Consider the following 15524-nt stretch of genomic DNA (forward strand, 5'->3'; position numbering starts at 1 on the left):
ATGCACCGGGTCCAGATGAGCCCATACCCGTGCAGTGGGGAGGGCAAGGGAGCCCAACCCTTCCCGCCGAGCCCCCGGGCAGATGTGGCGGGCCCCTACTCCAGCCGGATCCCCCGGGCCGTGATGATGCCGCCCATGATCGCGGCCTCGTCCTTGACGCGGCTGACCAGGCCGTCCGGTGCCGTGCCCACGGCCTGCCAGCCCTGGTTGAGCAGCTTCTCGCGGGTTTCAGCGCTGCGCATGATGCGGGGGACCTCGGTATTCAGCCGGTCCTGCGCCGCCCTGGAGAGCCTGGACGGGCCCACCAGGGCGGTCCACACTTCCAGGTGGAAGTCGCGCACGCCCGCATCGGCCAGCGAAGGCACTTCGGGCGCCACGGTGCTGCGCCCACCCGCAAGACCGATGGCCCGGAGCTTGCCGGCCCGCACCTGCGGCATGGCGATGCCCGGGGGCACCAGCGCCATCTGGATCTCGCCCCCCAGCAAGCCGGTGATCACCTCGGGGTTGCCCTTGAACGGTACGTGCATGGGTGCCAGACCCTTGGACCTGGTCTTGAGCACCTCCATGCCCAAGTGCCCCACCGAGCCGTTGCCGACCGATCCGTAGTTCCACCGGTCCCCATTGCGTGCCGCTGCGGCGAAGAAGGCAGCCCCATCGGGCTCCTTCGCGGGCGCCACCAGCACCAGCGGTGCCGTGGCCAGCAGGGAGAGATAGCTGAAATCCTTCGCGGGGTCATAGGGGAGTTTCGGGTACAGCATCCTGGCCGAGGTCAGATTGCCATTGATGACGATGCCCAGCGTGTGGTCGTCCGTGGCCTTGGCCACCTGGTCCGCAGCGATGTTGCCCGACGCCCCGGCCTTGTTTTCGACGATGACGGCCTGCCCCAGCACCCTGGACAGCGGCTCGGCCAGGCTGCGCGCCACGATGTCCGGGCTCGACCCGCCCGGGAATCCGACGAGGATGCGCACCGTCTTTGTGGGCCAGGCAGAAGTCGCCTGGGCCTGCGCCAGAGGAGGTACAAGAGCGTTGCATGCAGCGGCCAGTGCCGCCATGTTCAGGCTGCGTCTTTTCATGGATTGTCTCCAGGGGGTTCTTGTTGGAATAGGGAGGGATGTCAGGCCGCGTCGCGGCCCAGGTAGGCGCCGTCGGCTTCCAGCCGCTGCTGCAGGGTCTTGACCGGCAGGTCGCGCGGACGGACGCCACCCCGGACTGCCAGCGCGGCGGCAGTACCCGCCGCCTGGCCCATCACGAAGCAAGCCCCCGATACGCGCGCAGCTGATTGGCCCATGTGGGTCATCGATGCACACCGGCCCGCGACCAGCAGGTTGTCGACCTGCAGCGGCAGCAGCATGCGGTAGGGCAGATGGTTGAAGCCGCGGCTGTTCGGGATGTCCTGCCACTTGAAGGCAATGTTGCCGGCGACGTGCTCCTCGATCATCCAGCCGTTGACGCCGATGCTGTCGTCAAAGCTCGCGCACTGCAGCACGTCTTCCTCGGTCAACTGGTACTCGCCCAGCACGCGGCGGGTTTCGCGCACGCCGACCTGCGGTGCGATCTCCAGCAGGTAGGCGTTCTGAAAGCCCGGCGCGCACTCGCGCAGGAACTGGAAGAAGTCGACGATCTGGCGCCGTCCCTGCACCTCCGCATCGCTGAGCTGCGCGGCATTCGTGCCGTCCACCGGGCTGCCATCGGCATTGGCCAGTTGGGTCACGTTGGCACGCCACTCCGCAGGGTTCTTCTGCGGGCGGATGATGGGCGTCTTGCGCGGGAACCTGCGCCCGCGCTTTTCGGCCTCGTCCATCAGTTGGCCGAAGTGGTTGTAGGCATCGCCCGCCTGCGCCGCATCCACGCCGTTGACCCGGAACATGGTCGAGGGGTACATCATGCCGTGCCCGTCGGTGCCTTTCTCGAAGGGCGCGTCGGCAAACGCCGCCAGGTCCCCATCGCCCGTGCAGTCGATGAAAACCCGGGCCAGCACGGCGTAGCGCCCGGACTTGGTTTCGATCAGTGCCGCACGGATCTCCTGCGGCCCGTTCATCAGCACCCCGACCAGGGTGGCGTGGAACAGCAGCTGCGCGCCGCTGGCGAGCACCAGATCGTCCGCAGCCACCTTGAACGCGGCGTTGTCATAGGCCTGGGCCGCGATCTTGTTGCCAAAGAGCACATGCGGCTCGTTGAGGCCTCCGAGGGCGCCGATGCGTGCCAGCAGGTCATCGGCAACGCCATGCACCACCCGCTCGATGGTGCCGTGCACATTGGCATGCAGGCCGCAGAAGTTCGTCACGCCTGCGGCCGTGCCCATGCCCCCCAGGAAGCCGTAGCTTTCGACCAGCAACGTGGACTGGCCGGTCCGCGCCGCAGCGGTGGCCGCTGCAATGCCCGCAGGCCCCCCTCCGAGCACAACGACATCGTATGCACCCCAGACGGGCGTGTTGCGGCTGGGTTCGGTCAGGGTGGCGGGCTGGGCGTCTTGCATGGGTCTGTCTTTCGTGGATTGCAGGGTTGCCCGAATGCTAGGTTGCAGGCACTATTGCGCCAATACCATGGCGTCAATACCTCCAAACGCAAATCCAAATAATGGACCTGAAACTGCTGACCGTTTTTGACGAGGTCTACAAGACACGCAGCGTGTCGCGTGCGGGGGAGAACCTGGGCATTGCGCAGTCCTCCATCAGCATCGCGCTGGCGCGGCTGCGGCGGCATTTTGGCGACCCGCTGTTCGTGCGCACGTCGGAGGGCATGCTGCCGACGCCCCACGCCACCTCGCTGGTGGAGCCGGTTCGCCAGGCACTGGAGCTGCTGCGCGGGATCACCCGGCAGCGGGCCGTCTTCGATCCGTCCAGGGCGCAGCGCACCTTTCGCATCTGCATGACCGACATCACCCACCTGGCACTGCTCCCGTCACTCATCAACCGCCTGGGAGACATCGCCCCCGGGATCAACGTGCAGATCACGCACATCTCGGGGCAGACGCCCAAGATGCTCGAGTCCGGCGAGGCCGACCTGGCGGTGGGTTTCATGCCACAACTGGAAGCCGGCTTCTACCAGCAAAAGCTCTTTGACCAGGACTTTGCCTGCGTGGTGCGCAGCCAGCACCCGCGCATCCGCTCGCGCCTGTCGCCGGCGATGTTCAAGCGCGAGAGGCACGTGGTGGTCACCGGGGCGGGCACGGGCCAGAGCCTGGTGGAGGAAGAACTCGAACGGCTCGGCATAGAGCGCAACGTGGCCTTGCAACTGCCCAACTACCTGGGCATCGGCGCGCTGGTCGCCAACACGGACCTGGTGGTGACCGTGCCCCAGCGCGTGGCGGAAACCCTGGTGCGCATCGCCGACGTCAAGGCCCTGGCACCGCCGTTCGCGCTGCCGGTCTTTGCCATCAAGCAGCACTGGCACGACCGCTACCAGCAGGACCCTGCCAACCGGTGGCTGCGGTCCGTAATTTCCGATCTGTTTCTGGAGTAGCGGTGGGAAGCCGTGGTACCGGGAGACGATGGCACCCACCCAGTCCGGCCCCAGGCACACGTGCCAGGACAGGCCGGATAATCAACCAACCAAGGAAGCCCCATGTCCAACAGCCAGTTCGCTTTCATCCAACGCCAGTCCGTTCCCGACCGCGCCACGCTGCAGGCCTCGCTGGACCGGCTCGGGTTCGACCTGCAACTGCACCCGGACTTCACGCGCTTCGATGACTCGGGCTTTCTACCCTTCACGCTCAATGGCACAGAAGGCCCGGGGTTCGAGATCCACTACAGCGAGGCGCAGGATGTGGTGGGGGACGACGAGGACTTCGCCGCCATTGCCGGTGGCCGCGACTACTGCATCACCATGACCTGGGGTGGCCGCATGAAGGACCTGGCCTGCGTGATGATGGTCAGCTGCGCACTGGCCCAGGACTTCGGCGCGGCGGTGTCGTACGAGGGGGAGGAACCCTCGCCACTGGAGGAGATGCTGCACACCGTGCAGGTGGCGCTCAAAGAGGCGGCAAAAGAGAAATAAGCGAACAAGCAGGCAGGCTGCCGCCCTCACTACGCGAACGGCCTCTTGGGCACCTGCCGGGCCAGCTCCGCAAAATGGCCCACGCTGCCCCAGGCGGTGCGCGAGCCCACCACATACAGCCGCGATTTCGCGCGCGAGGCCATGACGTTGAGGATATTGGGCACGCCGCCGGCCCACTGCCGGGCGCCTTTTTCGCCCGCCATGGGGGCACCCAGCACGGCGATCACGGCCTCGGCTTCCTTGCCCTGGAAGGTGTGGATGGTGCCCACGCGCTCGTCGAGCCATTTGCGCGCGTCGACCCCGAAGAGCTCGAACAGCTGGGGCTCGGCGCGCAGCAGCAGGCGCATTTCCTGCGCCACCACGCGGAACGGGCAGATCACGTAGATATCCGGGTGCTGCACGCCGGCGCGGGCCAGCTTGCGCAGCATGCGCATGACCACCTGGCCTTCTTCGGCGCTCCACTTGGGGGCGCTGGCGGTGGAGCTGGTGTCGGGGTCGAACCACGCGGAGGGGCCCAGCACATCGGCGACATCACCCGCGCTGTCCGGCCCCATGGCCGGCACCATGCGGTTGTCGTAGGCAATCGCGTTGGACACGCCGAACATGGGCTCCTGGAAGCGGCGGCGCACCAGCAGCGGCAGGCCCACCACGCGGGTGCCGTCGGGCGTGCTGAAGCGCGCCTGGATGGCGCTGGCGCTGTCGGCCAGGGTCTGCACGGATGCCTGGGGGGCGCACCACAGGCTGCGGTCCACGCGCTGCTGCAGGGCGATCTGGTTCACCAGGTTCTCGGGGATGGTGACCACGGGCGGTATCTGCAGCGTATCGCCCACGATGACGGCGCGCCGGGCGCGCATGAGCGCGCCCACCGCCGCCTGGGGCGTGGCCTGCCCGGCTTCGTCCACCAACAGCCAGCCGAACGATGCGGGAGCCAGGTCGCCCAGCATGCGGTGCACGGACGCGAAGGTGGTGGCCACCACGGGCACCACCAGGAACAGGCTGGACCACAGGTCCGGCAGCAACTGGCGCCGGGCCGCGTCCTGGAAGGTGCCGGACTGCAGGGCGGCCATCAGCACACCCAGGTTGTGCTCCATCTTGTGGGCGGCCACGGTGACGAAGGCCTTGTGCACCTCCAGCGCGGCGATGAACAGTTTCTCGCGCTCCTTGTGGATCTGGTCGTTGAGCCAGGGCATGGCCAGGTTCCAGGCCTCGTGGCCGCGATCAAAGAAGGATTCGTCGACGAAGCGGTCACCGATGCGGGCGTACGCCTCCTTGAGCATGGCGCCCAGATTCTCTTCCTCGCGCTGCGCGGTTTCGAGCTGGGCGTTGACCATGCCCAGTTCTTCGGCAAACCCCTTTTGCCGCTGCGCTGCCGTTTCCAGCGTGGCCTGCACCTGGGCTTCGGCGCGCACGGCCTCGCGGTGGACGCCTTCGCGCGCAGACGCTTCGGACATCCAGCGCCGAAACGCCTCCGAGACGAACACCCGCGCCGAGACACCAGGGCGGGCCGCCTGCAGGGCCTGCAGCTCGCGCTCGGCCGCCACGACGGCGGCGCGGGCCTTGCTGGAGCCCTCGATGGCCAGGGCGTAAGCGGCTGCCGCCGTGCTCAGCGACTGGGCGGTGGCCTTGTGCCTGACGTGCAGCTGGCTGATGTCATCGTGCAGTCGGGTCAGCCGGGGGGCCAGTGTCCGCGCCTCTTCCAGCCGGGCAAGAATGGCCTCGACCGAATGCTTGAGCTCGATGAACGACTTGCGCGCCCGCTTCCACTGCTGCTGTGCCGCATCGCCGCTGAGCGGCCGCTCGGCCGCGACGATGCGGGGCGCCACCATGCGGGGCGCCTGGCCCTCTGCGGCGGGCTCCGGCCGCGACACGTCCAGCCCGCGCGCCGCCTTGAGGTAGGTGGCAAAGCCGAAGTCCTCGTGCAGCCAGAACCGCTGGCGGAAATCCCGGCGGTTGCGGCTGTTGCCGAGCGCGGCGGCCATCAGTCCCCACGGCTGGTCGGCGGGGTCGGCTGGGAAGTTCTTTTCCTCGCCATACAGCAAGGCCCTGGCGGTGGAGGAAAAGTACCGGGGGCCGGGCTCGATGCTGCGGCCGGCGGGCAGCTCACGGCTGACGTTTTCCACCGCCTTGTTGTTGCTCGATGCGACGAGCACCTCGAAGCCCTTGATCCGCGGGTCCAGCCCATGCAGGTGGAGAAACTCCCCATCGCCCACCTGGAACCGCTGGCCGGTCGGGATGAAGGCCTTGTTCGGATCGTCGAACTCCACCAGGCGGGCCGCACGGCTCTCCACGCAATGGGCCACCAGGTCGCGCAGCAGGGTCATCTTGCCGGTGCCCGGGGGGCCGTTCACCGCCAGGATGCCCTGCCTGTCACCGGCAAATTCGCTGCGCGCAGCGTTCACGGCGGCCTGCTGCAGCGTCACCACCGGGTGGCTGCCCCGGCTGGGCCAGCGCGCTGGCGGAAAGCGCGCGGGGGCAATCAGCGCGGCAATGCCTGTGGTGTCCTTGAGCAAATCGACTGCCGGCGCGGGCTTGAGCACGGACAGGTAGCGCAGCAGGGTTTCGGGCGCGGTCCCGGCATCCACCATGGCGCGCGCCGTGGCCAGATCGTCGAGGTAGAACGAGTTGATGGGCGGCAAATCCGGCGCGCCCTCCAGCTTGGGGTGGCGGTACAGCCGCGCCACGAAGCTCGGTGGCAGCACATGGTCGGCGCGCAGGCCCAGGGTGCTGCACAGCCAGGCATGGATGTCGTGGATCGCCCTCAGGTCCAGCGGCAGGGGCCGCCCCCCGCCATCCACCCGCACGAGGCGCTGGTGCAGTTGCTCGCGCAGCAGCCGTTCGGCATCGGGCCAGCGTGCGAGCGTGCCGGCCTTGCCGCGCAGCACCGCAGGCACGCCCCACGCAAAGCTGGAGATGGAAACGGTGTCGGGGCCAGCGGGCAGGCCGTCCTGGTCCACGATGGCCATGGCGATCGGCGCCCGGTGCCTTTGAAAGGTGCGCGTCTCCTCGTCCTTGCCGAACGAGGCCAGCAGGTCGGTCATGCACATTTCCATGCTGACCTCGCCCAGCACCACCAGGTAGAACAGCCTGAACGGCGGCTTGTAGGACTGCTCGCCCCGCTGCCACGGCAAGGGTTCGCCATCGACCTTGGCGATGGCCGCACGGTCGCCGCCGACGAGCGTTGCCGGGTCGGTGTAGGCCAGTGGGGCCAGCACCTCCAGCGACAGCCAGGACGACAGGATGGCGTGGGCCGAGTCTTGCACGGCGTGCGCTGGGGCGGCGGGCGCCAACTCCAGTACAGCCAGGGCGGCCCCGGCCTCGGCATCGCCGGACCGCGCCGCGCCAGGGGTGGCTGCGGCCGCCGGGGTATCGGCGGCCCCCCCCGCCGGCCGGACCGATGCGCCAGGCAAGGAAAGGGAGAACGGTGCCCGGTCCACAGCGCCTGCCTGTCCGTCGGTTAGCGGGGCGCTGCCAGGCAGCGCAGCAGGGGCCGGCTGGCGAAAGGCAGCGCCTGCGCGGCGATGGGGCTTTTTGGCGGGAATGGCATTGGCAACCTCTTTCGTACCCTGTGTGGCTTCGTGCGGCGCTGGCAGATCGGCGAGGCCCTCCCCGGCGTCGGGGTGGTTGGCGTGGGGGGAGGACATGGCTATCAAAAAATGCGCGCAGCCAAGCATGTTACATGCGGTAGCCCGGCGCTCCCAGTGCTTTGCCGATGCAGTGGCTGGTTCAGGTGCCAGGCCGCCACAAAAACCCGGCGCGCAGAGGCATCCCGGCTAGAACCGACAAGCCCAGGGTGGCCCCCTGAGCAGCAGGGGTTGCGCCCGGCAAGACCGGTGGTCCGCAGCCAGGCGTTCTGCCGATGAACTACCCCGGAACGATCAATGCGTCGTGTCCGCTCACTGGTATCACAGCAATCAAGCGCAGCCAGCCCGCCATGTGGCGCAATGCCGACGCCTGGGCAGCGAGAAAGTGGTAAACCTGCTTGAGCCCCATCACAATCCGCGCACTGCTGGGCTAGCCCATGCAATGCCCACAAGGCATGTTTTGGGGTGCGCGTCTTCGGGCGCCTTTTTTCATCGGGCATCCACCCGACTCCTTTTCTTCTCTTCCTTCCATGAAATCTGTTTCGATGCTGCGCCACGTGGCGCTGATGGCGGCCCTGTTGCTGGCCAACGCCCCTGCCTGGGCTGAGGACACGCTGGCGCGCATTGCCAGCTCGGGCGAGCTGCGCCTGGGCCACCGCGAAAAGTCGCTGCCTTTTTCGTACAAGGACGCCGCGAGCGGCAAGGTGCAGGGCTACACCGTGGACATCTGCCTGCAGATCTATGAGGAGATCAAGAAGGAGTTGAAGCGCCCGGACCTGAAGCTCAAGTACTTGCTGGTGGACGGCAAGAACCGCATCAGCGACGTGAAGGACAAGGTGGTGGACCTGGAGTGCGGCGGCACGGCCAACACGGCGGCGCGGCAAAAGGAGATTTCCTTCAGCCACCACATCTTCGTGGCATCGTCGGCCTTCCTGGTGCGCAAGAACTCGGGCATCAAGACGCTGGACGATCTGCAGAACAAGAAGATTGCCGTGCAGGGCAAGACCACCAACGAGAACCTGCTCAAGGCCAATGAGCGCACCTTCAACCGCAAGTTCAACTACGTGGCGGTGGACAGCACACTGGACGCCGTGAACGCGCTGGCCAAGGGCGAGGCCGACGCGGCCTTTGCCGACGATGCGGGCATCTGGATACCGCTGACGCGCCTGGGCAAGTCCATGGACGACTACCAGTTCCTGGACAAGCGCCTCTCGGTGGAGCCCTACAGCATCGGCCTGCGCCGCGAAGACCCCAAGTTCAAGGAACTGGTGGACCGCGTCACGCGCCGCATGATCCAGGGCGGCGAAATGCTGACGCTGTACAAGCGCTGGTTCAGCTCGGACCAGGGTACGCTGCCGATGAGCATCTTCATGAAGGAAGCGCTGCGCAGGCCCAGCGATATTGGCGTCGAACAGATCGCGTTTTGATTCAATCAAAATGACGGGAGGCTTGATCCGCGTCAAGCCCACTCTCACTTCCTGACATCTGGCCAAATTCAGGCGGGCGATGGACTCTGGTCGTTTTATAGTCGATAGTAATAATTTGTAGCTATTGCATGACGACGACAGATCCCCTTTTGACCACCGATGTGGACACGGGCGACAGCCCCCACTACCTGCGCGCGCTGACCGACATGGCCGACGAGCGCACGGTGGTGGCCGGCGCCGCCATCTACACCGACAACGGGATCAAGCTGGTGGAAAAGGGCGCGCGCATCGACAGCCGCCTGTACGACCGCCTGGTGCAGCACAAGCTGCGCGAGCCCATCGACAAGCACCTGACCATCGACAACCCCGTGACGGTGGAGGCCCTGATTGCCACCGGCCAGGAGCTGTCGGCGCAGGATGTCCTGGTCAATCTGCTGGCCGAGGCCATCGGCTCCGCCGTGCGCCTGCTGGCGCCGCTGCGCACCCTGGCGCTGCCCGGGCCGGTTGCCTGCAAGCTCACGGTGATGCGCGACAAACGGCCCGAGCTGTACCAGCATGGCCTGCGCATGATGATGGTGGCGGTGTTCCTGGGCCTCAAAACCGGCATGCCCGAGCGCGATTGCGCGACGCTGGCCGCTGCCGCCCTGCTGCACGACCTGGGCGTGCTGCACATGGACCCGGCCTGGAACGACCCCGATTTCAAGGCGGTGGGCGTGCAGCGCAAGCACCTGGTAGCGCACCCGATCACCAGCATGCTCATGGTGCGCGACACCAACGCCTACCCCAAGGCGGCCGAGACGGCCGTGCTGGAGCACCACGAGCGCATGGACGGCAGCGGCTACCCGCGCGGCCTGGCGGGGGCCGACATCTCGCCCATGGGCCGCATCCTGCTGCTGGCCGAGGTGGTGGCCGGCTTCTACGAAAAATACGAGGACATGCCGGCGCAGCGCCTGTCGCTGGTGCTGCGGCTCAACCACCGCAAGTTCCCGGCCGCCCTGGTGGTGCACATATTGCCACTGCTGCAGGAGGAGGTGGCCCGCGAGTCGACCCTGATGCCACTGGGCGACGATGCGCCCCGCCAGGCCGAGCTGCTGGCAGATGCCTTCATCAAATGGGACGAGCTCAAGACCGCCCTGCCCCCGCCCGTGCTGAAGGCCATGGCCCCCAGCAGCGCGTTCGCGTTTGCCGACGCACGGCTGATGGCACTGCAGAAAGCCTTGGTGGAAGCCGGCTCGCACCCGCAGCACCAGGCGGACCTGATGGCCCAGTTGCAGGGCGATGCCATCGGCCTGGCCGAGGTGGCCCTGGTGGGCCGCGAGGCGCTGTTTCAGCTGCAGAGCGTGCTCAACGCCTGCCACCGCCGCTGGCCCGAACTGGACAAGCGCGCCACACCAGGCGATGCGGCCGTGGCCAACTGGTGTGATTGGGCGGTGGAGCGGCTGTAACTTCAGCTGCGACCGCATCTCCGTCAAAAAACATAGCTGCCCGTCCTTTGTGACAGACGGGCTACCGCCACTGCAACAACCCCCTCCGTGCCGGCACCCCGCCACGGCATGGGACAATCGGCCCCCATGACACCGCAGCAGTACGTACAACAAAAAGCCGTCGCTTCAGGAAGCAGCTTCTACTACGCCTTCCTGTTCCTGCCGGCGCCCCGGCGCGCGGCCATCACGGCGTTCTATGCGTTCTGCCGTGAAGTGGACGACGTGGTGGACGAAGTGAGCGACCCTGGCGTGGCCCGCACCAAGCTGGCCTGGTGGCAGGCCGAGGTGGCCAAGGCCTACGCCGGCCAGCCCACCCACCCCGTGATGCAGGCACTGATGCCGCTGGTGGCGGACTACGGCATCGAGCAGCGCCACCTGCAGGCCGTGATCGATGGCTGCCAGATGGACCTGGAGCAGACCCGCTACCTGGACTTTGCCGGCCTCACCCAGTACTGCCACCTGGTGGCGGGCATCGTGGGCGAGGTCACGGCACGCATCTTCGGCCAGACGGACGAGCGCACCACCCAGTACGCCCACACCCTGGGCCGCGCCTTCCAGCTGACCAACATCATCCGCGACGTGGGCGAGGACGCGATGATGGGGCGCATCTACCTGCCCGTGTCGGAGCTGCAGCAGTTCGACGTGAAGGCGCACGAGATCTTGAAGCGCCAGTATTCCGACCGCTTCACGGCGCTGATGAAGTTCCAGGCCGAGCGCGCGCACCGCACCTACGACGAAGCCCTCGCCCTGCTGCCCGACGCCGACCGCCGCGCACAGAAGCCAGGGCTGATGATGGCCAGCATCTACCGCACGCTGCTGCGCGAGATCGAGCGCGACAACTTCCAGGTGCTGCACCAGCGCATCCGCCTCACACCACTGCGCAAGTTCTGGCTGGCGTGGAAGGTGCAGGCGCTGGGGCGCATGTAGTCCATCGCCACGGGAAACCCGCCATGAACCGGTCTGCGCCTCCCTCGTTCAGCACGCGCCTGGTCGCTGCCGCCTTGCTGGCACTCGCCATGGGCGCCACCGCCCTGCCCCAGCCCGCACACGCCTTCTGGGGCCTGCTGGGCAAGGCCGCCAGCGGTGCCGGCAAGGCGGCTGGCGGTACGGCAGGCAAGGCCGCCGGGGCAGCAGGTGCAGCCGGGGCCGCTGGCGAGGCTGCCGGTACGGCCGGCAAGGCGGCGGCTGCCGGTGCAGGCGCCGCCACGCTGGCCGACGATGCCGCACGGGCGGGAGGCAAGGCAGCAGGCAATGCCGACGCTGCAGGTGGCGCTGCCCATGGGTTCAGCGCCGTCAATGCGGCGCTGCCGCCCGAAGTGGCCATGTACCTGGCCAAGCCCGCCGCCAGCCTGACGGGGACCGACACGGCGGCCATGATGAACCTGTATCAGCGCATGGTGGCGCAGGCGGGCAAGACCGGCGATTTCAGCGTGATCGAGCGCATGCCCCAGGTGCATGGCGCCAGGACACTGCCGCAGTCTGCCAACCCCGTGCCGGTCAAGGCCGGTGCCACGGCGCAACAGCCATCGCCGGTGGCTGCCGCGCCCTCGCCATCGGCGGCCGCCGAGATGAGCCTGGCCGGGCTGCGCCTGCTCGCGCATGCCGGATCGGCCGGCCACCGCGCGGCCCAGAACGAGCTGCGTGATCGCTGCGCAGACCCGGCCGTGCTGCGCACCGCACCGGCCGATGTGCAGGCGCAGTGCAAGGCAGCGCTGGCGACCAGGCCTGCCGCCGCAGCCAAGCCCCGGCCTTCCGCTTCATGAAGATCGCCGTCGTCGGCGCGGGCTGGGCCGGCATGGCCGCGGCCATCGCACACGCGCAGGCCGGCCACGCCGTCACCGTGCTCGAGGCCGCACGCACCGTGGGTGGCCGCGCCCGCGCCGTGCAGGCCACCCTGCCCGACGGCACGCCCGCCACGCTGGACAACGGCCAGCACATCCTCATCGGTGCCTACACCGAAAGCCTGCGCCTGATGCGCCTGGTGGGCGTGGATGCGGGTGCTGCCCTGCTGCGCCTGCCGCTCACGCTGCAGTTCCCCGACGGCACGGGCCTGGCCCTGCCCGACCTGGCCCCACCCCTGGACGCCTTGCTGGGCATCGCGCGTGCGCGCGGCTGGCGATGGCGCGACAGGCTGGCACTGCTGCGCGCGGCCAGCGGCTGGCAACTGGGTGGCTTTCGCTGCGCGCCACACACCTCGGTGGCGCAGCTGTGCGCCGGCCTGCCCCAGCGGCTGATCGCCGAGTTCATCGAACCGCTGTGCGTTTCGGCCCTCAACACCCCCGCCCACGAAGCCAGCGGCCAGGTGTTTCTGCGCGTGCTGCAGGACAGCCTGTTCAGCGGCCGCGGCGGATCGAACCTGCTGCTGCCGCGCGTGAACCTGGGCGCACTGTTCCCCGAAGCCGCAGCACACTGGCTGGCAGCGCAGCACGGCGGTGCGGTGCATGCCGGGCAGCGCGTGCAGGGCATCGCGCAGCAGGCCGATGGCCGCTGGGAAGTGCACGGCACGGACTTCGCCGGCCCCTACGACCACATCACGCTGGCCTGCCCGCCCTGGGAGGCCAGCCGCCTCATCGCCGGCGCCACGGGCCTGCCAGCGGCGCGCGATGCAGCGCGCCAGCAGTGGTGCGCTGCGGCCGATGCGCTGCGCTTCGAAGCCATCACCACCGTTTATGCGCATGGCGCAGGGGCGCGCCTGGCGCAGCCCATGCTGGCGCTGCGCAACACGGCAGAACACCCCGCGCAGTTCGTGTTCGACCGCGGGCAGCTCGACGGCCTGCACGGTGTGCTGGCCTTCGTGGTGAGCGCCAGCACCGGCGAGCGCGCGGTGGTCACCGAACAGGTGCTGCGCCAGGCCGCCGAGCAGTTGGGACTGCCATCGCTGCAGCCCCTGCAGACGGTGGTGGAAAAGCGCGCCACCTTTGCCTGCACGCCCGGCCTAGCACGCCCTGGCCTGCAGGTGGCGCCGGGCCTGGTGGCCTGCGGCGACTATGTGGGCGGACCCTACCCCGCCACGCTGGAAGGCGCGGTGCTGTGCGGCACGGCGGCTGGCGCACTGGCCTCGGCGCATTGATGACCACCTCGGGAAAACCCCGAGACGATATGCACCCTGCAGGCCCAGGATGGGCCCCGACTGACAGCATTCCGAAAGCCGCCGGGCGCCACCATCGGCGCAGGCCATTTTTCTTTCGGGCCGCTTTGCTTTTGACGGAGACAACCCCCATGCATGCACACGACCACCACGATCCATCCTCCCTGGACGCACGGCGCCGCCAGTTCCTGGCCGCCGGGGGCGCACTGGGCCTGTCCGGCCTGCTGCCCGGCCTGGCGCAGGCGCAGGCCGCCTGGCCCGCCAAGTCCATCCGCTTCGTGGTGCCCTTCGCACCCGGCGGCAGCTCGGAGATCGTGGCCCGCTCCACGGCGGCCGAGCTCTCCAAGACCCTGGGCCAGAGCGTGTTCGTGGACAACAAGCCCGGTGCGGCGGGCAACATCGCCATGTCCGAAGTGGCGCGTGCGGAAGACCAGCACACCCTGATCCTGGGCCACATCGGCACGCTGGCGGTGAACCCGTACATCTTCGACAAGCTGCCCTACGACCCCAACAAGGACTTCAAGCCCGTGAGCCTGCTGGCCAAGGTGCCCAGCCTGTACGTGGTGCACCCCGACGTGCCTGCCAAGAACCTGCGCGAGTTCATCGCCTACGTCAAATCCAAGCCCGGCAAGCTGAGCTACGGCTCCGCCGGCAATGGCAGCGCCGGCCACCTGGCGTTCGAATACCTCAAGATGACGGCCGACGTGTTCATGCTGCACGTGCCCTACCGGGGCACCGGCCCGATGCTGACCGACCTGCTCTCGGGCCGTGTGGATGCCTCGGCCGTGGGTGCGGCGGCCATCCTGCCGTTCATCAAGTCGGGCAAGGTGCGCTGCATCGCCACTGGCTCGGCCAAGCGCCTGCCGCAGCTGCCCGACGTGGGCACGGTGGCCGAGCAGGGCTTCCCCGGCTTCGAGATGACGCAGTGGTACGGCATGCTGGCCCCGGCCAACCTGGCGCCCGCCAACCTCGAGAAGCTGGCGGCCGAAACCGCCAAGGCCGTCAAATCGCAGGGCTCGCTGGATCGCCTGAACGCCGACGCGGCCGAAGCCATTGGCGATACGCCAGCGCAGTTCGCGCAGTTCATTGCGGCCGAGCAGGCGCGGTGGAAGAAGGTGCTCTTGCGCGCCAAGGTGAAGCCAGACTGAGAACCCCGCCGCACTGCCGGCGCACGGGTAGCATCCCACCACCATGCGCATCCTTCTGGCCGAAGACGAACACACCCTGGGCACCTGGCTGAGCCGGGCGCTGGAGCACGCGGGCATCCAGGTGGAATGGGTGACCGACGGCCGCCTGGCCGACCGCGCGCTGCAGCAGCGCGACCACGATGCCCTGGTGCTGGACCTGGGCCTGCCCGGCCTGGACGGCCACGCCGTGCTGCAGCGCCTGCGCGCGCGCGACCAGCGCCTGCCCGCGCTGATCCTGACCGCCCGCGACTCACTCGACGAGCGCGTGCGCTCGCTCAACGCCGGGGCCGACGACTTCCTGGCCAAGCCCTTCGAGCTGGCCGAGCTGGAGGCCCGCCTGCACGCCCTGGTGCGCCGCGCGCGCGGCACCGAGCACCCGCGCCTGGCCTGCGGGCCGCTGGTGTTCGATGGTGCGCGCAAGCAGTTCGTGCTGCATGGCGAGCCGCTGGCCTTGTCACCGCGGGAGCAGGCGGTGCTCAGGGTGCTGGTGCAGCGCAGTGGGGAGCCGTTTTCCAAGCAGCAGATTCTGGAGCGGGTGTTTTCGGATGATGAGGATGTGCATCCCGAAGCCGTCGAGGTGTTTGTGCATCGGTTGAGGAAGCGGTTGGATGGGAGTGGGGTGAGGATCACTACGCTGCGTGGGTTGGGGTATGCGTTGGAGCAGGAGTGATGGCTTCTGCTCATTGGCTATGGTTGCTGCATGCCTTGCTTGAGGGCGGAGGCCGGGTCTCGGCCCGGCGGCCGAGGTACTTGTTCTTTGC

The 15524-nt window shown here is 68.2% G+C and carries 12 protein-coding genes; 9 read left to right on the forward strand and 3 right to left on the reverse strand.

All coding sequences use genetic code 11. The features are described from left to right. Positions 1-95 precede the first annotated feature (95 nt). Both ASE31_RS07690 and ASE31_RS07695 read right to left on the reverse strand, forming a co-directional pair. Positions 96-1073: a tripartite tricarboxylate transporter substrate binding protein gene (locus ASE31_RS07690; protein WP_057200969.1), complete on the reverse strand. Its 978-nt coding sequence runs from the start codon at positions 1071-1073 to the stop codon at positions 96-98. A 41-nt stretch (positions 1074-1114) separates the two neighbouring features. Further along, the gene (locus tag ASE31_RS07695) at positions 1115-2476 is read right to left on the reverse strand and encodes an FAD-dependent oxidoreductase (protein WP_057200970.1); all 1362 of its coding nucleotides are present in this window, start codon (positions 2474-2476) and stop codon (positions 1115-1117) included. 101 nt (positions 2477-2577) lie between these two features. Between ASE31_RS07695 and ASE31_RS07700 the strand changes: the two genes are divergently transcribed. Further along, complete coding sequence (locus tag ASE31_RS07700) at positions 2578-3462, forward strand: LysR family transcriptional regulator (RefSeq protein WP_057200971.1); 885 nt, start codon at positions 2578-2580, stop codon at positions 3460-3462. A 102-nt stretch (positions 3463-3564) separates the two neighbouring features. Beyond that, on the forward strand, positions 3565-3996 hold the full coding sequence (locus tag ASE31_RS07705; RefSeq protein ID WP_057200972.1) for a hypothetical protein: 432 nt from the start codon (positions 3565-3567) through the stop codon (positions 3994-3996). Positions 3997-4025: 29 nt separating this feature from the next. Here the strand turns inward: ASE31_RS07705 and ASE31_RS07710 are convergent, their stop codons facing one another. Then, a complete protein-coding gene (locus ASE31_RS07710) occupies positions 4026-7637 on the reverse strand; it encodes an AAA domain-containing protein (protein WP_162261383.1) in 3612 nt (1203 codons plus the stop codon). Positions 7638-8107: 470 nt separating this feature from the next. Between ASE31_RS07710 and ASE31_RS07715 the strand changes: the two genes are divergently transcribed. The 7 genes from ASE31_RS07715 (at position 8108) to ASE31_RS07745 (ending at position 15433) form a co-directional block, all read left to right on the forward strand. Beyond that, entirely contained in the window at positions 8108-9004 is an 897-nt protein-coding gene (locus ASE31_RS07715; protein ID WP_235514338.1) for an amino acid ABC transporter substrate-binding protein, read from the forward strand. Positions 9005-9132: 128 nt separating this feature from the next. Further along, on the forward strand, positions 9133-10449 hold the full coding sequence (locus ASE31_RS07720) for an HD-GYP domain-containing protein (RefSeq protein ID WP_057200975.1): 1317 nt from the start codon (positions 9133-9135) through the stop codon (positions 10447-10449). A 126-nt stretch (positions 10450-10575) separates the two neighbouring features. Beyond that, complete coding sequence (gene hpnD, locus ASE31_RS07725; protein WP_057200976.1) at positions 10576-11415, forward strand: presqualene diphosphate synthase HpnD; 840 nt, start codon at positions 10576-10578, stop codon at positions 11413-11415. Positions 11416-11438: 23 nt separating this feature from the next. Next, on the forward strand, positions 11439-12251 hold the full coding sequence (locus ASE31_RS07730) for a hypothetical protein (RefSeq protein WP_057200977.1): 813 nt from the start codon (positions 11439-11441) through the stop codon (positions 12249-12251). Next, positions 12248-13558 (forward strand): hydroxysqualene dehydroxylase HpnE, encoded by a 1311-nt coding sequence (gene hpnE / locus ASE31_RS07735; protein WP_057201070.1) that lies wholly within the window; start codon positions 12248-12250, stop codon positions 13556-13558. Before ASE31_RS07730 ends, hpnE begins: the two co-directional genes overlap by 4 nt. Before the next feature lie 149 nt (positions 13559-13707). After that, positions 13708-14724 (forward strand): tripartite tricarboxylate transporter substrate binding protein, encoded by a 1017-nt coding sequence (locus ASE31_RS07740; protein WP_057200978.1) that lies wholly within the window; start codon positions 13708-13710, stop codon positions 14722-14724. 43 nt (positions 14725-14767) lie between these two features. After that, entirely contained in the window at positions 14768-15433 is a 666-nt protein-coding gene (locus ASE31_RS07745; protein WP_057200979.1) for a response regulator, read from the forward strand. Positions 15434-15524: the final 91 nt, after the last annotated feature.

The organism is Acidovorax sp. Root217 (genome assembly GCF_001428645.1).
Classification (GTDB): domain Bacteria; phylum Pseudomonadota; class Gammaproteobacteria; order Burkholderiales; family Burkholderiaceae_C; genus Acidovorax.